Annotated in this window: 16 protein-coding genes; 4 read left to right on the forward strand and 12 right to left on the reverse strand. The window is 71.6% G+C overall.

Annotation, left to right across the window (positions count from 1 at the left end):
• Positions 1–389: 389 nt before the first annotated feature.
• Positions 390–620 carry a DUF7455 domain-containing protein gene (locus tag FGW31_RS08240; RefSeq protein WP_142192716.1) on the forward strand — a complete coding sequence of 77 codons (231 nt, stop codon included), beginning with the start codon at positions 390–392 and terminating at the stop codon, positions 618–620.
• Between the two features lie 398 nt (positions 621–1,018).
• Here FGW31_RS08240 and FGW31_RS08245 read toward each other — a convergent pair whose 3' ends face one another.
• The 6 genes from FGW31_RS08245 to FGW31_RS08270 all read right to left on the reverse strand — a co-directional run bounded on the left by FGW31_RS08245 (position 1,019) and on the right by FGW31_RS08270 (position 9,994).
• Entirely contained in the window at positions 1,019–1,852 is an 834-nt protein-coding gene (locus FGW31_RS08245; protein ID WP_142192717.1) for a S1 family peptidase, read from the reverse strand.
• Positions 1,853–2,007: 155 nt separating this feature from the next.
• Positions 2,008–3,537 (reverse strand): RNA polymerase sigma factor, encoded by a 1,530-nt coding sequence (locus FGW31_RS08250; RefSeq protein WP_142192718.1) that lies wholly within the window; start codon positions 3,535–3,537, stop codon positions 2,008–2,010.
• Between the two features lie 425 nt (positions 3,538–3,962).
• Entirely contained in the window at positions 3,963–4,850 is an 888-nt protein-coding gene (locus FGW31_RS08255) for a FadR/GntR family transcriptional regulator (RefSeq protein WP_142192719.1), read from the reverse strand.
• A 163-nt stretch (positions 4,851–5,013) separates the two neighbouring features.
• Positions 5,014–7,032 carry an ABC transporter ATP-binding protein gene (locus tag FGW31_RS08260; RefSeq protein ID WP_142192720.1) on the reverse strand — a complete coding sequence of 673 codons (2,019 nt, stop codon included), beginning with the start codon at positions 7,030–7,032 and terminating at the stop codon, positions 5,014–5,016.
• Between the two features lie 104 nt (positions 7,033–7,136).
• Entirely contained in the window at positions 7,137–7,895 is a 759-nt protein-coding gene (locus FGW31_RS08265; RefSeq protein WP_142192721.1) for an NUDIX hydrolase, read from the reverse strand.
• Positions 7,896–8,194: 299 nt separating this feature from the next.
• Complete coding sequence (locus tag FGW31_RS08270) at positions 8,195–9,994, reverse strand: DUF4192 domain-containing protein (RefSeq protein WP_142192722.1); 1,800 nt, start codon at positions 9,992–9,994, stop codon at positions 8,195–8,197.
• A gap of 162 nt (positions 9,995–10,156) precedes the next feature.
• On the opposite strand from FGW31_RS08270, the gene FGW31_RS08275 reads away from it, so the two are divergent.
• On the forward strand, positions 10,157–12,322 hold the full coding sequence (locus tag FGW31_RS08275; protein ID WP_142192723.1) for a RecQ family ATP-dependent DNA helicase: 2,166 nt from the start codon (positions 10,157–10,159) through the stop codon (positions 12,320–12,322).
• A gap of 211 nt (positions 12,323–12,533) precedes the next feature.
• Complete coding sequence (locus tag FGW31_RS08280; protein ID WP_142192724.1) at positions 12,534–13,148, forward strand: hypothetical protein; 615 nt, start codon at positions 12,534–12,536, stop codon at positions 13,146–13,148.
• 228 nt (positions 13,149–13,376) lie between these two features.
• On the opposite strand, the gene FGW31_RS08285 is transcribed toward FGW31_RS08280, so the two are convergent.
• The 3 genes from FGW31_RS08285 to FGW31_RS08295 form a co-directional block, all read right to left on the reverse strand.
• Positions 13,377–13,997 (reverse strand): hypothetical protein, encoded by a 621-nt coding sequence (locus FGW31_RS08285; protein ID WP_142192725.1) that lies wholly within the window; start codon positions 13,995–13,997, stop codon positions 13,377–13,379.
• Positions 13,998–14,065: 68 nt separating this feature from the next.
• The gene (locus FGW31_RS08290; RefSeq protein WP_142192726.1) at positions 14,066–14,767 is read right to left on the reverse strand and encodes a ribonuclease HII; all 702 of its coding nucleotides are present in this window, start codon (positions 14,765–14,767) and stop codon (positions 14,066–14,068) included.
• A gap of 82 nt (positions 14,768–14,849) precedes the next feature.
• Positions 14,850–15,473, reverse strand: coding sequence for a TetR/AcrR family transcriptional regulator (locus FGW31_RS08295; RefSeq protein ID WP_142192727.1), 624 nt, complete (start codon positions 15,471–15,473; stop codon positions 14,850–14,852).
• 186 nt (positions 15,474–15,659) lie between these two features.
• Between FGW31_RS08295 and FGW31_RS08300 the strand changes: the two genes are divergently transcribed.
• Positions 15,660–17,207: an MFS transporter gene (locus FGW31_RS08300; protein WP_142192728.1), complete on the forward strand. Its 1,548-nt coding sequence runs from the start codon at positions 15,660–15,662 to the stop codon at positions 17,205–17,207.
• Positions 17,208–17,517: 310 nt separating this feature from the next.
• Here FGW31_RS08300 and FGW31_RS08305 read toward each other — a convergent pair whose 3' ends face one another.
• The 3 genes from FGW31_RS08305 to FGW31_RS08315 all read right to left on the reverse strand — a co-directional run bounded on the left by FGW31_RS08305 (position 17,518) and on the right by FGW31_RS08315 (position 19,842).
• Positions 17,518–18,426 (reverse strand): ADP-ribosylglycohydrolase family protein, encoded by a 909-nt coding sequence (locus FGW31_RS08305; RefSeq protein WP_142192729.1) that lies wholly within the window; start codon positions 18,424–18,426, stop codon positions 17,518–17,520.
• A 31-nt stretch (positions 18,427–18,457) separates the two neighbouring features.
• Complete coding sequence (locus FGW31_RS08310; protein ID WP_142192730.1) at positions 18,458–19,117, reverse strand: histidine phosphatase family protein; 660 nt, start codon at positions 19,115–19,117, stop codon at positions 18,458–18,460.
• 119 nt (positions 19,118–19,236) lie between these two features.
• Positions 19,237–19,842, reverse strand: a complete 606-nt coding sequence (locus tag FGW31_RS08315; RefSeq protein WP_142192731.1) for a YdbC family protein — start codon at positions 19,840–19,842, stop codon at positions 19,237–19,239.
• Positions 19,843–19,971 lie beyond the last annotated feature (129 nt).

A 19,971-nucleotide genomic window follows, 5' to 3' on the forward strand; every position in this document is an offset into this window, starting at 1 on the left:
GGCTCCAGTCACCGGTGAGAGGGTACCGAGGCCTGGTAGAGCCGTTGTAACGCCACCCTCGTCTCCGCTCACCCTAGTCGAGAGTCGCATGCCTGTTCGATCCCTCGATGGAGTGAAGCACACATCACGTTCCCTTCCAGGCATGAACCATTTAGGCTCCGGGCACGTCCTCATGAACAACCGGCAACCCGGCCGGGAGGGCCCGACCACCGATACGACGCGAATCCGTACGACACAGAGAAACGCACTACGGCACATTCGCCGCCAACCGGCAACAGCCACCCACCTCGGAAAGATTTTTTCGAGGAGAAGCCACGAGCGGGAACGTTTTGGGGCTGGTTGGATGTTGACCCTGGTACGACAGCTCGTCGAGCTAGAGAAGAGGCGACGTGACTACTGTTCTGACCCCCGCGAGCCCGCTGACGGCCGCCGATCGCTGCGACCGCTGCGGCGCCCAGGCATACCTGCGCGTCGTCCTGCTGAGCGGCGGAGAACTGCTCTTCTGCGCCCACCACGGCCGCAAGTTCGAGCCGGAACTCAAGAAGATCGCCGCTGAGATACAGGACGAGACGGAGCGGCTGACCGCCCCTCCGGCGACCGCTTCCGAAGAAGAGCGCTGACACCTCGCGTCCGACGACGAGCAGCCCGGCACCGGCCGGCGATCGGGCGGCCACCTCCCGCACGGAGGCGGCCGCCCGATTCCGCGTCGGCCACCGGCCCGCTCACCGACACCGGTCCGCAGACGAACCCGACCCTCCGTTCACGATCCTTCACGCGCACACGTCGCTGACCTCGCGCGATGAGCCCCTGACATCCGCACGCGCGCATGCCTACCCGGCCTCGCCGGGAAGGGCCAGGCCAGAGGCGCCTCCCGGGGAGGGTCCACGCAGCGGGCCCCTGACCCTCACATACGGACTCGCCGAGCCCTGACCGGCCATCGGCCCATCCGGGGAGCCCGGAGCCCGGGGGCTGCCCTACGGGCCGCCCCGGAGCCCCAGAACCGCCTCCCAAGCCGTTCTCAGCCCTGCGCCCACCCGAGGGTCCGCAGGAGGTCGGAGATGCGCGTGTACACGCCCGGGCTGCCCACCCAGCCGCATCCCGCCCCCCAGGACACCAGCCCTATGAGCCGCCCCTGAGCGACCAGCGGTCCGCCGCTGTCCCCCTGACAGGCGTCCCGGCCCCCTTGCACCTCCCCGGCGCACAACATCGTTTCGGCGCGGTAGGTGCCCTCGGAACCGCCCGGGTAGGCCCCCTCGCACAGCGCGTCCGGCTGCACACGCACACGTGCCGCGTGCAGGCTCCCGGCGTAGGTGCCGGACCCCGTGGTGTCCCCCCACCCGTAGACCAGGGCGGCCGTGCCGGCCCGGTAAGCGGGATCCCCCGCTCCCGCCATGGCTATGACCGAGCTCGACGGGAGCGGCTCGGCCAGGGTGAGCACCGCGAAGTCGCCGGCTTTTGTCGCATCGTCGTAGTCGGGATTCACCCAGGTCTCCCGTACGGCGATCTCCTGGCCGCGGTCGGAGAGCAACTCCGTGCGCCCCGTGATCACCTTCAGGTCGCGCATCCGCTCCGGCGGCGCCCCCAGCACCTCCTTGTCCATGCAGTGGGCGGCGGTGAGCACGGTGGTCCGGCCGACCGCCACACCTCCGCAGAACTGGCCCGCCCGCGTACCGCCGAACCGGTCACGGCTGGACAGCGCCACGGTCCACGGACCGTCCGAGACGTCGACGGGGAAGCCGCCGACGACGATGCTGTCGGCGGCTGCGGGAACGGCCGAGGCCAGTGGTATGACGGCCTCCGCGGCCACGAGTGCCAGCGGCAGGGCAAGGGCCCGGACAAGACGGCGTCGCATGCACGCTCCTCACACTGGGGTGAACCTGAGACACCCACAGTGAGCGAGCCGACGCGGGCCCGCACCCGCGCGACAGCACGAAGGCCCGGCCCCCGCGAACGGGAACCGGGCCTGCAGGCACCGGGCGCGCGACGTGGCGCCGACGCTGTACCGGCCTAGTCGAGGTAGTCGCGCAGCACCTGCGAACGCGACGGGTGGCGCAGCTTCGACATGGTCTTGGACTCGATCTGGCGGATGCGCTCACGCGTGACGCCGTACACCTTGCCGATCTCGTCGAGGGTCTTCGGCTGACCGTCGGTGAGACCGAAACGCATGGAGACGACGCCCGCCTCGCGCTCCGACAGGGTGTCCAGGACCGAGTGCAGCTGCTCCTGGAGGAGGGTGAAGCTGACCGCGTCGGCCGGGACGACCGCCTCGGAGTCCTCGATGAGGTCGCCGAACTCGCTGTCGCCGTCCTCGCCGAGCGGGGTGTGCAGGGAGATGGGCTCGCGGCCGTACTTCTGGACCTCGATGACCTTTTCGGGGGTCATGTCGAGTTCCTTGGCCAGCTCCTCCGGGGTGGGCTCGCGGCCCAGGTCCTGGAGCATCTGGCGCTGCACGCGCGCGAGCTTGTTGATGACCTCGACCATGTGCACCGGGATGCGGATGGTGCGGGCCTGGTCGGCCATCGCGCGGGTGATCGCCTGACGGATCCACCAGGTGGCGTACGTGGAGAACTTGTAGCCCTTGGTGTAGTCGAACTTCTCGACCGCGCGGATCAGACCGAGGTTGCCCTCCTGGATGAGGTCCAGGAAGAGCATGCCGCGGCCGGTGTAGCGCTTGGCCAGGGAGACCACCAGACGGAGGTTGGCCTCCAGGAGGTGGTTCTTGGCGCGGCGGCCGTCCTCGGCGATGATCTCCAGCTCGCGCTTGAGCTTCGGGGCCAGCTTGTCGGAGTTGGCCAGCTTGTCCTCGGCGAACAGACCGGCCTCGATGCGCTTGGCGAGCTCGACCTCCTGCTCGGCGTTGAGCAGGGGGACCTTGCCGATCTGCTTCAGGTAGTCCTTGACCGGGTCGGCGGTGGCACCGGCGGCGGCGACCTGCTGGGCGGGAGCGTCGTCCTCGTCCTCGTCGGAGAGCACGAAGCCGGCGTTCTCGGCGCCCTCGGGCTCCTCGGCGACCTTGCCGTCCTCGAGGACCTCCTCGTCGACCAGCTCGGCGTCGTCCTTCTTGGCCGCGGTCTTCTTGGCGGTGGTCTTCTTGGCCGCCGTCTTCTTCGCGGTCGCCTTCTTGGCGGTGGTCTTCTTGGCAGCCGCCTTCTTGGCGGGTGCCTCCTCCTCGACGGCTGGTTCGGTGGCGGGCGCCGCCGGCGTGGCGGTGGCGGTGGCCTTCCGGGCGGTCGCCGTCTTGGCCGCGACCGTCTTGGTGGCGGTGCGCTTGGCGGGACTCTTCGCTGCGACGCTCTTTCGGGTGCGCTTGGGCTCTGCGGCACTGACCATCAGCGTCACACCCTCTTCCTCGAGGATCTGGTTGAGGCTGCGCAGTACGTTCTTCCACTGAGTGGCCGGAATCTGGTCAGCTTCGAAGGCCCGACGCACGTCATCGCCGGCGATCTGCCCCTCAGCCTTTCCCCGCTCAATGAGCGCCATGACAGAGACGGACTCGGCGATCTCCGGCGGGAGCGTACGGGATGTGCTGGCCGACACGAACAACCTCTCGGAACGTTGGAAAACGGCTTCCGGCCCCGTCCACAGGGGACAGGAGCCGACCGCCGGCTTGGGGATGGGCCGACGGCGCGGGCGGGTGCCGGGAAGATGCACAGCGCCGTGAACGGCGTCCGTATTCCTTCCGCGGCTGTCACCTCTTAGGTCATCGCGTTCTTCCCAGGAGCGTTACGCCCAATCCACGTGGCCCGAGTCACACCCCGTAAGCGCCCGGAAGCGGTCAGACACGGACAAAACCTGTCACCAGGGGGCGAGGAGGTCAGCGCTTCGGCCTCCCTGCCCTGTTTGCCGTCGGACCCCGCGGGATCGTCGACGATCCCGCGGGGGCCGACGAGGGACGGCTCACAGGTCGGGCGCTGCCACAGGAGGTGGATGGCATGCCGGACCGCGCCGTCCGCGGAACGCCGTCAGTGCTCGCGCGGAGCGGGCACCACGCGTTCCACCTCGGGGTGGACCGTGAGCAGTTGGCGCATGGCCGTCTCGGCCGCCGCGCCGTCGCCGGCGGCGAGGGCGTCGACGATCCGGCCGTGGTGCGCCAGCGAGGTCTCGTTCGGCCGCTCACAGCCCGTGGCCGGGCCGCCCGAGACCTGGAGCGCCGCGGACACGATGCCGGAGAGGTGCTCCAGCATCCGGTTCCCGGCGATCTGGATGAGCACGGAGTGGAACTCGGCGTCCGCGCGGGCGAATGTGAGCGCGTCGCCCTGCCCCATCGCGTGGCCCATGATCTCCACCATGTCGGACAGGCGCTGCTGGACGTCCTCACGTCCGTGCCCGGCCGCGAGGCGCGCGGCGAGCGGCTCGATCGTCCAGCGGAGCTCGCTGAGCTCACGGCGCTGGTCGTCGCGCTGCGGCCCGAAGGCCCGCCACTCGATGATGTCCGGGTCGAGGAGATTCCAGTCACTGACGGGGCGCACGCGCGTGCCGACGTTCGGGCGGGCGCTGACCAGGCCCTTGGCCTCCAGTACGCGGAGCGACTCGCGGACCACGGTGCGGGACACCTCGAAACGCTGGCCGATCTCCTCGGGCACCAGCGGGCGGTCGGCACCCAGGTCTCCCGAAACGATCATCTGACCCAATTGCTGAACGAGTTGGCCGTGCAGTCCGCGGCCGCGGCTGCCCCCGGCCCGCCGGCTCACACGGCCCAGTTCCGGATCCGCGCCCTCCCAGGCAGGGGCCCCGACGCGGTCGGCGGCGGGCGCCTCGGCGTAGGGGTAGCGGTCGAGTTCGCCCGGGTTCGCGAGGCCGGAGTCTGCGGAGCGGGCGGCGGTCATCATGGTGTGCGCAAGGGTACTCACGCATCCTTTGTCGGCTTCGTTTCCAACTCCCTTGAGGTCTTTGGTGAAAAGCACACGAAAGGGTGATCGCTCACCCCGTCGCAATTGACGCCTTATCGGAAAGAAATGCACTTTTCGTGGGGAGTTGCGAGCAAGGGCGGTCCGATGTGCGCACGGACGGTCGTTATCGGACTCTGCTCCGCAGCCCGGTGAACAGGTACGCGCACAGCAGCACCGCCAGCGACAACGCCAGGGCGCCACCGACGGGTTGAGCCACGAGCCGGAGCGCCGCGTCCAGATGCCGTTCGCCGCCGAACGGCCACCACAGCGGCGCACCCTCACGCCACCGCGCCGACAGCGGCACCGGAGTGCGCACGGACGGCGCGTCCGTCACTTCGCGCACGAGGGGCACGACGAGGAGCGGTACGGCGACGACCGCGGCAAGACCCGCGGTGGTGGACCGGAAGACACCCGCGGCCAGGACGCCGGCGCAGGCACAGCCGGTCACGAGTCCGAACCAGCCGGCACTCAGCGGAAGCCAGTCGGCGGGAACCTCCACGATCTCCCGTCCGTAGAGCAGATAGAGCACTTCGGCGTCGCACGCGACGGTCAGCACGGCCAGCAGCAGCGCGGTGGCGGAGGCGACGAGGAGTTTGGCGGTCAACAGCCCCAGCCGCCGGGGCACGGTGCCGCGGTCCGCCGCCAGCGCGGGGTGGCGGAACTCGTCGCCGAAGGCCAGCGCGCCGAGCAGTCCGGCGCCGAGCGCCGCGGGCGGCAGCGGCAATTCCCTCGGCCAGGCGGCCAGCAGGCGCGGCTGCGGAGTGTGCCCGACACGCGCCAGCAGTACGGCCATGACAGCGGACACCACCAGCACGCCCACGCCGACCGCGTACCCCGTGCGGATGCCGGAAGCACGGCGGATCTCGTAGCGCAGGGGGCGCAGCGGCCTGGCTGCGGGGCGGACGGTGATGGCGGGTGGCAGCTCCGGCCCGGATCCGGCGCGGCCCGTGTTCCGGCTGCGGAGGCGGGGGGCCGGGCGCGTGTCCTCGGCGGCGGAACGCTCCGGGGCTTCGGGAGCGTCGGTCGCGGAGGTGATCGTGGGTGGGTGGGGAGTGGGCGACAAGGGTTCGGCGTCCGCAGGGGCCGCCTCGTCGGCGGGAACGGAAGCGTCGGCGCAAGCGGGGGCGGGGGCGGTGGCCGGGGCGCGGGCGGAAGCGGGGGCCTGGCCAAGGGCGGGGCCGTCGGACGGGTCAGGGCTGTCGGCCGCGTTGGGCCCGTCGGCCGAGGGCGCACGTTCGCCAGCGGTCCGGTCGGTCGCCCCGGCGCCGGGCCCCATGTCCCCTGTCTCGTCCGCCAGTTGGTGTACGACGATGCCGTTGCGGAACGCGATCTCGCCGACGTCCGCGCAGGTACTGCCGTAGACGCAGAGCCGGTTGCCGCTCTCCCGTACGACCTCGACGGACCGCTGTGCGGCACGGGCCTCCTGCGCGAGCAGGGCGGAGAGGCGGGCGGCGTGCGGGCTGCGGACGGCGACCCGTGGCCGCAGCCGGGTACGCGCGAAGTCCGCGGCCTCCTGGTCGGCGACCACCTTCCCCTGTTCCAGCGTGACCACGTGGTCCGCGATGCGTGCGGCCTCCTTCGGATCGGCCGTCGTGCACAGGACGGTGCCGCCCTGGGCGGCGTGCGCCCTGAGCATGCCGTACAGCCACCGGTTCTCTGCGGCGGGCAGCCCTCGCGCGGGCTCGTCGAGCACGAGGGTGTGCGGATCCGGGAGCAGTGCGCACGCCAGACCCAGGCGGCGGTCCATGCTCCGCGACAGGGTGCCGAGGCGTTCGTCGCGCAGGCTGACGAGCCCTACCGCTTCGAGGACTTCGTCGGCGCGGCGGGCCGGGACACCTGCGGCGGCGCACAGCATGCGCAGGTGGCCGCGGACGGTGCGGCCGGGATGCCCCGGCACATCCCCCAGGAGCACTCCCACTTCGCGGGCGGGATGGGCGATGCGGTGCAGGGGGCGCCCCCTGAAGTAGGTAATGCCGCGGCCGCGTTGCAGTTCGAGCATGAGGTCGAGCACCGTCGTCTTGCCGGCGCCCGGCGCTCCGAGCAACGCGGTGACGCGGCCCGCGTGCGCCTCGAAGGAGACGTCGTCGACGGCGGGCGGGAGCTCTTTGCGAGGGCTACTGGTCAGTCCGATGGCCTGGATCACCCGAAGCAAGATAGCGCGCCATATCGGGTTTTTCGGGCATCCGTGCCCCGCTGCCCGGGGGTGTGGGCCCTGCCGGACCGTGCGTCGATGCGGTGGGTGCCGTGTCAGACCTCGGGCCTGAGCATCGGCGGGTTGAGCAGGGTGGCGCCGCCGGCCCGGAACAGCTGGGCGGGGCGGCCGCCCTGACGCGTGGTCGTGCCGCCCGTGGGAACGAGGAAGCCGGGCGTCCCCGTCACCTTGCGGTGGAAGTTGCGCGGGTCGAGCGCCACACCCCAGACCGCCTCGTAGACACGGCGCAGCTCGCCGACGGTGAACTCGGGCGGGCAGAACGCCGTCGCCAGCGACGAGTACTCGATCTTGGAGCGGGCCCGCTCCACTCCGTCCGAGAGGATCTGGGCGTGGTCGAAGGCGAGCGGCGCCACTGGTTCGCCGTCCCTGCCGTACCCGCCTTGTTGCAGCAGTTCCTCGACGGGTGCCCACCGGGCGTTGCTGGCGTCACCGCCCGCCCGTGGGGCGGGCAGGTCGGGGGCGAGGGCGAGGTGCGCGACGCTGACGACGCGCATCCGGGGGTCCCGCTCGGGGTCGCCGTAGGTGGCGAGCTGTTCCAGGTGGGCGCCGTTGTCCTGGGCCGGGACGGCGGGGTCGTGCACCCGCAGTCCGGTTTCCTCGGCCAGTTCCCGGGCCGCCGCCTGCGCCAGATCCTCGTCGGCCCGCACGAAACCGCCGGGCAGCGCCCAGCGCCCCTGAAACGGTGCTTCGCCCCTGCGTACCGCCAGCGCGCACAGGGCATGGCGGCGCACGGTCAGCACGACCAGGTCCACGGTGACGGCGAAGGGCGGAAAGGCTGACGGGTCGTAGGGCATGCCGCGATCATAGTCGTCTGCCTGACGATAAACACTCCCTTCGCCGGTCGTATCGATGACTGATCCACTTCGGTTCCGCACGGCTTTCGCCGTGGTCATGCGGCTGGGCCCGTGCGGTTCCGGCCGGTCCGGTGGAGCCGCGCGGCACCGGGCTGGGCCCCGGTCGCAGACCACCGGGCGCGTCCGGGCCGCGGCGGGGGCGGGCTGTCGGTCCGTGCGGCGAACGGGGCCTGGTTGACGGTGCGGTCGGCGGCTGCCGAGGGACCGTGCGGTGCGTCGCGCCCGCCCTCGCGCTCGCCTCACTCCACTCCGTCACCGTCCTGCCGGCCGGTCTGCGCGCCTCCCGGTGCGCTGTCGGGCACGCTTCCCTGCGCTCCTCCTCGAGTGTCGCCGTGTGCGTCTCCCTGCCCGGCACCCGGTCGGCGTCCGGCACCCGTACCCGCTGTACCGGGGCGCGGGCCCCCGGGTCGTGCCCGGTGCTTGTCGGCCCCACCCGGCCGCGAACCTCCCGCCGTACCGCGCCCGGGGTGTGTGCTTCCCGCCGACGCACGCGGATGAGGGAGGCGGCCGCCCGGCCGGTCGGCCCCCGTCCGCGCACGGCGGCGGACACCGCCGCCGGTGCCGGGCGTACGTGCCCGGCGTCGGCGGGGCGGGAGGACCGCGCCCGGACAGGGATGCGCCGGATCGGTGTCCAGCGGCTCACGGCCGCCCGCCTCCGCCTCATCCGTGCCCGTGGCCTGATCCGTGACCGTGGCGGGTTCGCCAGCCGGTGCCCGCCCGCCGTCCTCGCGCTCCGCTCGCAGGCAGCGGCGGATCGACTCGGGGTCGAGTCCCTCGTTGCACGCCTGGTGCAGCAGCCGGGCGAAGAGGTAGTCGGGGTCCGCTGCCAGCGCCATGGCGAGTGCTTCCCTGGCTTCCAGTTCGTCGCCCGCCGACCAGGCGACCCACCCGGCGAGCGTGAGGGGCGCCGCCGCGTGTTCGCGGTAGGGGCCGACGCAGCGGCGTGCCAGGGCCCGCCACAGACGCAGGGCCGGGGCCGCGGCGTCGCCCTCCATCCATTCGGCGGCACGGTCCCGGGTGGTGCGATCCTGCAGGCCGAGGATCAGGGTCGCGGCCTCGTCGTGCCCGAGCAGTTCGTCGTCCCGCAGGTCGGCCGGGAGCATGCCGGGGACGGGCGGCGCCTCGGCGAGGCGGCCCATGATGCGCTCGGCCAGCCGCAACGTCTCCCGGGCCACCTGCTGCCGGCCCTCCGCGTCGAGGATCCTGGGGACGAGCGCCATGCTGGCGGCGTCCAGCGCCGCCTCCTGATCCAGGACCCGGGAGTGCTCCCAGGGCAGGAGCCTGGCGCGCAGCTCGCGCAGGGTGCCGCGGACCTGGAGCCCGGCATAGGTGGCCGCGGCGGCCAGCACCGAGGTGCCGGGCAGGCCCATCGGTGTCCCCGCGGCCGGACAGCAGCCCTCGTCGTCACAGCAGTAGGACCAGAAGCGGCCGTCCGAGACGCAAAGAGCTTCCACGACCGGGATGTCCAGGGCGCCGCACTCCAGCCGGAGGGCGTGGGCGAGGGGACCCAGCCGTTCCTTGACCTGCCGGCCGGTCTCGCCCTGCTGCGGCTCGAGGCAGAGGAAGACGACCATCTGCTCGGGCCTGGCACCCCGGCGCTCGCTGCCCTTGACCAGGCCGTGGACCAGTTGCCGGGCGGCGGAGGGCCAGTCGTCCGCACTGGCGGGGATGCCGAGGCGGGCGCGGCCACCGAACCGGCCCCGTCCGTCCTTGTCGTGCAGGGCGACCAGCACGATGCTGTCCTCGGGGCGGTAACCGAGCAGGTAGGGCAGGGCGTCGGCCAGCTCGGCGGGGGTGCGCAGGGTGACCTGCTGTGCGCCCTCACCGTGGCTGTCGTACGCGGTGCAGGTGAGGTCCGCGGGGCCCGCACTGCCGCCCCTCCCGCCGTCGCCGGTTCGGGAGGCGGCGGACGGGTTGTCGGCGGTTCCGGTGCGGGTCACGGCTGTGTCCGGCTGCGGGGTACCGGACTCTTCGGGGCCGTCCGACCCGAAGATGTCGCTGTTCTCGGAGGATCCGGTCGTCTCGCTGTGGTTCGTCATGCGAAGACGATCTCGCGGAGTGCGACATTCCGCTTCAACCTGTGGATAAGTGGCATCAGGAACATGTCATCCCTCTCCGTTCATCCCGGTCGGGCCGGTACGAGTCCGTGCCCGTCCCCCGCGGTCGCCCACTTGTCAGTGCCGTCCTGTTGTATGGAACCCATGGAGCACACGAACAACGCGGAACTCCGGCAAGCCGCCGACGCGGTCCTCTCCCGCCTCGTCGGGGACCCCTCGGGCGAGGCCCGGCTGCGCGAGGACCAGTGGCGGGCGATCGAGGCGCTGGTCGCCGACAAGCGCCGCGCCCTGGTCGTCCAGCGCACGGGCTGGGGCAAGTCCGCGGTCTACTTCGTGGCCACCTCGCTGCTGCGGTCGCAGGGCAGCGGCCCCACCGTGATCGTCTCGCCGCTCCTGGCGCTCATGCGCAACCAGGTGGAGGCCGCGGCCAGAGCCGGCATCCACGCCCGCACCATCAACTCCTCCAACAGCGAGGAGTGGGACTCCATCCAGGGAGAGATCGCCTCGGGTGCCGTGGACGTGCTGCTCGTGTCCCCGGAGCGGCTGAACAACCCCGACTTCCGCGACCAGGTGCTGCCCAAGCTGTCCGCCGCCACCGGCCTCCTCGTGGTCGACGAGGCGCACTGCATCTCCGACTGGGGACACGACTTCCGCCCCGACTACCGGCGCCTGCGCACCATGCTCGGCGAGCTCCCGGCCGGCGTTCCCGTCCTCGCCACCACCGCCACCGCCAACGCGCGCGTCACCGCGGACGTCGCGGAGCAGCTCGGCACCGGTGGCTCGTCGGACGCCCTGGTGCTGCGCGGGCCCCTGGACCGGGAGAGCCTGAGCCTCAGCGCGCTGCACCTGCCCGACGCCGCGCACCGGATGGCCTGGCTCGCCGACCACCTGGACGACCTCCCGGGCTCCGGAATCATCTACACCCTCACCGTGGCCGCCGCCGAGGAGGTCACGGCCTTCCTCAGGCAGCGCGGGCACACGGTCGCCTCGTACACCGGCAGGACGGAGAACGCCGAGCGCCAGCAGGCCGAGGAGGACCTGCTCGCCAACAAGGTGAAGGCGCTGGTCGCCACGTCCGCGCTCGGCATGGGTTTCGACAAGCCCGACCTGGGCTTCGTGGTGCATCTGGGCTCACCCTCCTCCCCCATCTCCTACTACCAGCAGGTCGGGCGCGCCGGACGCGGCGTCCGGCACGCCGAGGTGCTGCTCCTGCCGGGCAAGGAGGACGAGGCGATCTGGGAGTACTTCGCATCGCTGGCCTTCCCCTCGGAGGAGTTGGTGCGCCGCACGCTGGACGTGCTCGCCCGCGCGGAGCGGCCCATGTCGCTGCCGGCCCTCGAACCCCTGGTGGAGCTGCGCCGCTCCCGACTGGAGACGATGCTCAAGGTGCTCGACGTGGACGGGGCGGTGAAGCGCGTCAAGGGCGGCTGGATCGCGACCGGACAGCCGTGGACGTACGACACCGAGCGGTACGCGTGGGTGGCGCGCCAGCGCAAGGCCGAACAGCAGGCGATGCGCGAGTACGCGACGACCACGGGCTGCCGGATGGAGTTCCTCCAGCGCCAGTTGGACGACGAGGGCGCCAAGCCCTGCGGCCGCTGCGACAACTGCGCGGGAGCGCGCCACACCGCCGACGCCTCCGCTGCCTCGCTGGAGGCTGCCCGTGTGGACCTGGGCCGGGCGGGCGTCGAGGTGGAGCCCCGGCGGATGTGGCCCACCGGGCTCGCGGCCGTCGGCATGGATCTCAAGGGGCGTATTCCGGCCGGTGAACAGGCAGCTTCGGGCCGGGCGTTGGGCCGCCTGTCGGACATCGGCTGGGGCAACCGGCTGCGCCCCCTGTTCGCGCCCCAGTCGCCGGACGGGCCCGTGCCGGACGATGTGGCCCGGGCCGTGGTGGGAGTGCTGGCCGACTGGGCCAAGGGACCGGGCGGCTGGGCTCCCGGGGTCGCGGACGCGCGGCCCCGGCCGGTCGGGGTGGTCACCCTCGGCTCCCGCAGCAGGCCCCGGCTGATCCAGTCGCTGGGTGTGCGCATCGCGGAGGTCGGACGCCTGCCGCTGCTGGGCACGGTGGCCTGCACGGACGAGGCGCCTTCGGCCTCCAGAAGCAACAGCGCACAGCGTCTGAAGGCCCTCGACGGGGCGCTCATGGTGCCGCCGGACCTCGCCGCGGCTCTGGCGGAGGCGCAGGGCCCGGTGCTCCTGGTGGACGACTACACGGAGACGGGCTGGACCCTGGCCGTAGCGGCGCGGCTGCTCCGCCGGGCCGGCGCCCAGGACGTGCTGCCCCTGGTGCTGGCCGTGCAGGGCTGATCGCACCGGCGCGTCGCACGGGTGGGACATTAGCCGCAGATCGCCCGATACCGCCGTGCTGCCCCAATTGCTCGTTGCCGCATCCAAGTTCGACAGGAAGAATTGAAGCCCGCACCCGCACGGCCCGCCCGTCGATCAGGTTGGGCTCCTGCGTGCGCGCTCCCCCGAATCCGACCCCGCCCGCAGTCTGGGCGTAGCCGAAGGGAGGACCGTGACCTTCGGATTCGCTCCGTCCTCGGCGGCATCGTTGTCGACGCCCGCCGCTTCCGCCAGCCGCGTGCTCGAACCCGCGGAGTGGGCCGCGGCGGGAATCCCGCTGCTGCGCAGTCCGCGCGAGGTCGTCAGCGGGCTGCACGCCCGGCATCGCCCCGGGCCCGCGACCGCGGTCGTCGCCGTGCTCGACCCGGACGAACGCCTGCGGGCGAGCGCTTCGTTCACCCGGCGCGACACTCCCGCGGACGGTTGGATGTTCCGCAACGCGCTGCTGGCCCAACTGCGCCGGGTCATCCCGCACGACCTGCGGCGCCGCACGCCGGTGCGCACCGCCGTGCTGCTCTACTGCCGTGACGGCGAGGCGCGTTGGACGGAGGAGGACGGCGCGTGGATGTGGGGGCTGCGGGACGCCTGCACGCTGCACGGGTTGCGCTGCGGGGCGTACATCACGCTGACGCGTGACGGCTGGCAGGTCCTCGGTGAGGGACGCGGCGGCCGTCATCCCAGCGCCGGCTCCGTACCGGAGCCGTTCGCCATGTCCGAGGCGCCGCCCCGGATACCCCGGACCGGTGGCGCCGCATCGGAGGTCCTGCGCCGCGCGGCGGCACGCTGAGGTCACGGAAGTGCCGCTGGTCCCTTAGTGCTTCGCGGTGACGTGCCTCCCGGGTGGCGTGACGGCACGAGATGTCCGCACGACACCGGACCCGGCCCGGCACGGGAGCGACGGCGTGAGACACCGGCGCCTCCGGTCCCGGGCACGCGGAGCATCCGAGTCGACGACCGCCGCGGTGGCGGCGCTCACGTCACCCCTGGTGTCCGCCCGGACGCCGAGGAGTCCGGCTCAGACTCCCGCGCCCAGCACCGAGTTGATCCGCTGCGGGTCACCGCAGACGATCAGCAGGGCGCCGGCCCGTGCGTGCGCCACCGCCAGGGCGGATGCGGTCACGGACTCCGGTCCGCCATTGACGGCGACCACGACGACGGGCCGCTCACCGGCGCGGTCCGCGACCTGGGCGTCCGCGTAGAAGATGTCGTCGCCGGCGTCGTGCTGGGCCCAGTAGGAGGCTTCGCCGAAGGACAGTTCGTGGGTGGCCCACGGGTGAGGCTCGCCGGTGGTGATCACCAGCACGTCACCGGGGGAACGACCGGAGTCCAGCAGCAGGTCCACGGCTTCTTCGGCGGCGTCGAGCGCCCCCTGGACCGAGGCCGGGATCAACTGGATCTGCGGGGTGGCCTTGGCGGGCGCGGACGGGCCCGAGGGGCCGGGCTCGGCCGCGTCACGCGCCGCGCGCTGCACCGGCGGCGCGGGCCGCGGCGGGCCGGGACGACCGGGACGCGACGGAGCCGCGGGGCGGGGACCGGGTACGGGGCGAGGGGTCGGCGCGGTGCGGCCGCTGGCCGGCGTGGCGCGGGGACCCTGGGCACTCTCGTGAATCTGAGGCTCCTCGGGAATGAGAGGCATGGGCTGATTTTTATCAAACGCTGGTGCGGCTCGCACTGCCGGGTGGCACATCAGTACGAGCCGTTCGGTCAGAAGTCGAAGCCGAGCTGACCTTCGATTTCCGGAACGCTGCTGCCCGTCCAGCTGCGGACCTTCTTGAGGTGCCGCCACTGGGGCAGCGCATCAAGATACGCCCACGACAACCGGTGGTACGGGGTGGGGCCCCGGACCTCCAGTGCGGCCTTGTGCACGGGCGACGGATACCCGGCGTTGTCCGCGAAACCGAAGTCTGCATGGTCCATGCCCAGTTCGGCCATCATTTTGTCGCGCTGAACCTTGGCGATCACGGACGCCGCCGCCACGGCCACGCACGACTGATCGCCCTTGATCACCGTGCGGACCTTCCAGGGGGTTCCGAGATAGTCGTGCTTGCCGTCGAGTATCACCGCGTCCGGACGGACCGGCAGTTCCTCCAACGCCCGTACGGCCGCCAGCCGCAGGGCCGCGGTCATCCCCAGGTCGTCGATCTCCTCGGGGGAGGCGTGCCCCAGGGCGTAGGAGGTGACCCATCCCTGGAGCACCTCGGCGAGTTCGGTGCGCCGTTTGACGGTGAGGAGCTTGGAGTCGGTGAGACCCTCCGGGGGCCGGCGCAGTCCGGTGACCGCCGCGCAGACGGTGACGGGGCCGGCCCACGCGCCACGCCCCACCTCGTCGACACCTGCAACGATCTTCGCCCCGGTCGTGGCGCGAAGAGAGCGCTCGACGGTGTGAGTAGGTGGTTCGTACGGCATGGCGCCCTTAGCGTACGCCGCCGGGATCAGCCCGCGACACCCCGGTTCCCCGAGTGACATCGGTGTCCGTGTCCCGCCCGGCTCAGGATGCGCTCCGGCGCAGCAGCGGAACCATCAACTGGTCGATCATCTCCTCCAGATCAATGTCCGACCATTCGCTGCCGCACATCTTCGATCGGTACATCATCATCGCCGGGATGGCGTCGAAGACGTATCCGTTCGCCGCATCGGCGCGCACCTCTCCCCGCTCGATTCCGCGCTCGATCACCTGGCGCAGCATCTCGATGGTGGGCTCGACGACCCCCGCGAAGATGACGCCGTGGAAACGCTCAGCCTGCGCGGCGTCGCATTCGTGAATTACCGAACGGACGGCGAGTCCCGACTGCGAGAACATCGCGTCACGCGCCCGCCGGCACAGGTCCAGCAGATCGTCGCGCACGTTGCCCAGGTCCGGTACGGCGTCGAAACGGGGCAGGCCGGCCCGCAGGGCGTCGGCGACCAGGTCCTCCTTGGACGGCCAGCGCCGGTAGACCGCGGCCTTCCCGGTCTGGGCTCCCGCGGCGACCCCTTCCATCGTCAGACCGTTCCAGCCGACCGTACTGAGCTGCTCCAGGGCAGCGTCCAGGATGGCGCGTTCCAGCACGGGACCACGGCGACGGGACGCGGCGGTCTGAGCGTGGGCGGCCACCCAGCTCGAAGTAACCATCTGACTCTCTCCAACGAGCAGTGGAAGCGGGCATTTCGGGGATCGAGCACCTGCCGCGCGGCGACTGAGGGGGACGCACCGGGCGACGGCCCAATAAGTGAACGCTTGCGTTCACTGTCGGGGACTCCTACCGTTGACGCAACAGTGAACGCGAGCGTTCACTGACGCACTCGTGGGGGACCCATAGTGACAACCTCTCCTTTGATCCAGGACAAAAAGCCAGGTGCGGCCCGCCGGGACGGACACCCCGGCATCGCACTCGCGGTCATCGCGGCCTGCCAACTCATGGTGGTACTCGACGCGACGATTGTGAATATCGCGCTGCCGCACATCCAGAACGCTCTCGAGTTCAGCACCACCGACCTCACCTGGGTGGTCAGCTCCTACACCCTGACGTTCGGCGGTCTGCTGCTGCTCGGCGGCCGGGCGGGCGACATCCTCGGCCGCCGCCGCGTCTTCCTGAGCGGCATCCTGCTGTTCACCCTCGCCTCGCTGCTCGGCGGGCTCGCCCAGGAGCCGTGGCAGCTGCTCGCCGCACGTGTCCTCCAGGGCGTGGGCGGTGCGATCGCCTCGCCCACCTCCCTGGCACTCATCACCACCACGTTCCCGGAGGGACCCGAGCGCAACCGCGCCTTCGGCGTCTTCGCCGCCGTCTCCGCGGGCGGCGGCGCCATCGGACTGCTCGCGGGCGGCATGCTCACCGAGTGGCTCGACTGGCGGTGGGTGCTCTTCGTCAATGTGCCGATCGGCCTGCTGATCGCCGTGCTGACGCCGATGTACATCAACGAGTCCGAGCGCCACACCGGCCGATTCGACATCGCGGGCGCGGTGACCTCGACGGCCGGTATGGCCTCGCTCGTCTACGGCTTCATCCGGGCGGCGGAGGAGGGCTGGCGGGACAGCCTGACCATCGGTTCCTTCGCGGCCGCCGTGGTGCTGCTCGCGGCTTTCGCGCTGATCGAGTCCCGGGCCAAGGAGCCGATCACCCCGCTGCGGATGTTCGCCGACCGCAACCGCTCGGGCACGTATGTGATCATGCTCAGCCTGGCCGCGGCGATGTTCGGCATGTTCTTCTACATCGTCCTCTTCGTGCAGAACGTGCTCGGATACAGCCCGATCGAGGCCGGCCTGGCCTTCCTTCCGGTGACGGTCGTGATCGCCCTGGGAGCGGGGCTGTCGCAGCGGTTCCTGCCCGTCTTCGGTCCCAAGCCGTTCATGCTCATCGGTTCGACGCTCGCCGCGGTCGGACTGGCCTGGCAGACGCTGATCAGCTCCGACAGCTCCTACGTCAGCGGCATCCTGGGCCCGATGCTGGTCTTCGGCTTCGGCATGGGCCTGAACTTCGTGACGCTGACGCTCACCGCGGTCTCCGGGGTGGCCCAGCACGAGGCCGGTGCCGCGTCCGGGCTGCTCAACGCCACCCAGCAGGTGGGCGGCTCGGTGGGCCTGGCCCTGCTGACGACGGTGTTCGGGACGGCCAGCAGGGACGAGGGCGAGAAGCAGGTGGCGCACTTCCTCGCCGAGGCGACGCCGGAGCAGAAGGCGGAGTTCGCCCAGACGCACCAGCTGCCCGCTCCCTGGGGGCACGAGGTGCTCGCGCAGGGCATCTCGACGGCCTTCGTCCCGGCCGCCGCGATGGCCGTACTCGCCCTGGCCACGGCATGGTTGGTCATCCGGGTCCGCAAGAGCGACCTGGAGGCGCTGTCCGGCTCTGCCGGACCGGGTATCGGCTGACAAGCGGATTCCGCAGGTGCGGCCCGGCAGCCCTCCGGCCGACGTCCCAGGCGTCGCCAGGGGCGCACCGGGCCGCCCTGCGAGCCGCAACACCGGAACCCGCAGCACGAGCATCGCCAGTACGAGCGCCAGCAGGGACAGCGTCGCCACCACTCCCACCGCGGTCCCCCTCTCTCACAAAAGTCCCGCCCGACTCCCCACCGCGTGTACACGTGTCACGCCTCATGATCCAGGCGGTGGATGCTTCGACAACGGACGGGTGGTCACGCAGAGTTCCCGGGATGTACGGAGAGTTCCGAACCGGGTTTCCTCAGAGCGCGGCGGTCATCCAGCCCGGGAGCGGCTCGACCCGGTCGGCCCACTCGACGGGCGGCGTCCCCGCCGTGCCGGCCGCGATCACCCCGCCCACGATCGCGCAGTTCGTGTCCACGTCCCCGCCCACCTGCGCGGTGGTCCAGAAGGCCCGCTCGTAGTCACCGAGGGACCGGGCGGCCGACCAGAGAGCGAAGGGCACGGTGTCGTGCGCCGTCGTACGCCGTCCGCAGCCCAGTACGGCCGCCACGGTGCCGGCGTCACCGTAGTCGAGCATGTCCCGGGCCCGGCGCAGCCCGGCACCGACCGCGCTCCTCGCGGGCACCAGCGCGATGACGCCGTCGAGCAGGGCCTTGGCCGGGGGCGGTCCGTCGGGTCCGGCGGCGAGCGCGGCCGCCGCGGCGACGGCCATGGCGCCGACCACGGCCTCGCGGTGCTGATGGGTGCAGTAGGCGGAGATCTCGGCCTGGTGGATGGCCTGCTCGGGATCGTCCGCGTACCAGGCGCCGAGCGGCGCGATCCGCATCGCCGCTCCGTTGCCCCACGACCCCTGCCCGTTGAACAGCGCCGCGGCGAGTTCCCGCCAGTCACCGCCCTCGCGGACCAGGCGCAGCAGCCGGCCCACCGCGGGTCCGTAGCCGCGGTCGAAGTCGTGGTGCTCGGCGAAGGAGCGGGCGAGGGCGTCCTGGTCGATCCGGTGGTGCGTGGCCAGGACGGCGACGACCGAGCACGCCATTTCCGTGTCGTCGGTCCACTGCCAGGTGCCGGACGGCAGCTCGCGTCGCTTGAGCAACGGGTAGTTCACGGGAACGAAGAACTGTGAGCCGAGCGCGTCACCCACCGACAGTCCGCGCAGGCTGGCCAGGGCGCGGTCCAGGCGCCCGGCGGAAGAGGAATCAGCGGTCATCGCCCTGCCACTCTATCCGGTGGCCCGCGGTCTACCCGGTGATTCCGTACGGTTCCGGATCCCGCCAGCGTTGGAAGGGCCGGTCGAGGGTGTACTTGCCGTCATCCCCCAGGACGAGCATCCGCATCTCGGCGTTCCCCGGGTTGGACAGCGACTCGAACTCCGCCACGGTCCAGTGGAACCACCGCATGCAGAACAGCCGCATCGCCAGGCCGTGGGTGACGATCAGGACGTTCGGCGGGTGATCGGGGGCCTCGAAGCTGCGGAACAGGCTTTCCAGGAAGCCGCCGACCCGGTCGTAGACATCCGCTCCGGACTCGCCCTGGGCGAAGCGGTAGAAGAAGTGCCCGTACGCGTCACGGTAGGCCTTCTGCAGGCGCACGTCCTCGCGGTCCTGCCAGTTGCCCCAGTCCTGCTCGCGCAGCCTGGGCTCCTCACGCACGCGTATCAGCGCCGGGTCGAGGCCGAAGGCGGTGAGCGTCTGGTGCGTGCGGCGGTAGGGAGAGACGTAGACGCTGACGCGCTCGCGGCCGAACAGTGCCCGCAGCCGCTCCCCCGTCTCCTCCGCCTGCCGCCTGCCCCGTTCGGTCAGGGCCAGCGCGTGATCGGGTTCGCGTTCGTAGACGGAGTCGTCGACATTGCCCGTCGATTCGCCGTGCCGGACAAGGACGATGCGCCGTGGTCGTGCCATGCCGAAACCCTAGATCGGGTGACGGCCCGGCGAGCACTCGCGCGGGCCTCGTACGGCGTAGGTCACACATCTCCCGCACCGGATGCCACCCGTGGGCGCACGATCTGCGCGTCCGGCAGTCACACCGTCCAGGCCGCTTCCATGTCCACGACGTCCCCGGCGAGCGCCGCGATGTCGGCCTCCGTCTGGGCCCGCAGGGCGAGGCGTTCGACCCGCTCGGTGCGGTACTTGCCGTGCTCTGCGGCCGATCGCCACATCGACAGCACCAGGAACTCGTTTCCCGGCGCCTCGCCGAACAGCCCTCTGATCATGCCCGGTGAGCCCGCCATGGCCGGGTTCCAGACCTTCTCCTGCATCCGCACGAAGTGCTCGGCCCGCTCCTCGTGGACCCGGCACAGCGCCACCCTGAGCAGGTCGGCGTCCGTGAAGCGCGGTTCGAAGCCGGTCTTCACGTCGAAACGGTGGTCGAACAGTCTGACCTGGGCGTCCTTGAAAGTGCCCGCCTGCGCCGAGGCCAGCCGGTCGTGGGAGCGTGCCATGAAGGAGTCGTAGAAGGCGCGGCTCTCCCAGAACGAGAAGATGTGCGCCACGTCCGGCCGCCCCCGGCTCCATCCTCCGCCCTGCCCGCGAAACCCCGGCTCCCCCAGAAGCCCCGCCCACTTTCGCTGCCCCCGCTCGAACCCGCGGCGGTTCACCACGGTGCAGCGAATCCACTTGACCAGCACCGCGCCATCGTAAGGCCAGGGAGCGCGGCGCCGGTCGCCCTCGGCCGGACTGCTTCCCGGCGCCCCGGACCTTGCGCGTGGCAGGATGGACAACCTGCCGGGGTGCTCCGGCAGTTGGGGTGTGCCGAC

The organism is Streptomyces calvus (assembly GCF_006782915.1).
Classification (GTDB): Bacteria; Actinomycetota; Actinomycetes; order Streptomycetales; family Streptomycetaceae; genus Streptomyces; species Streptomyces calvus.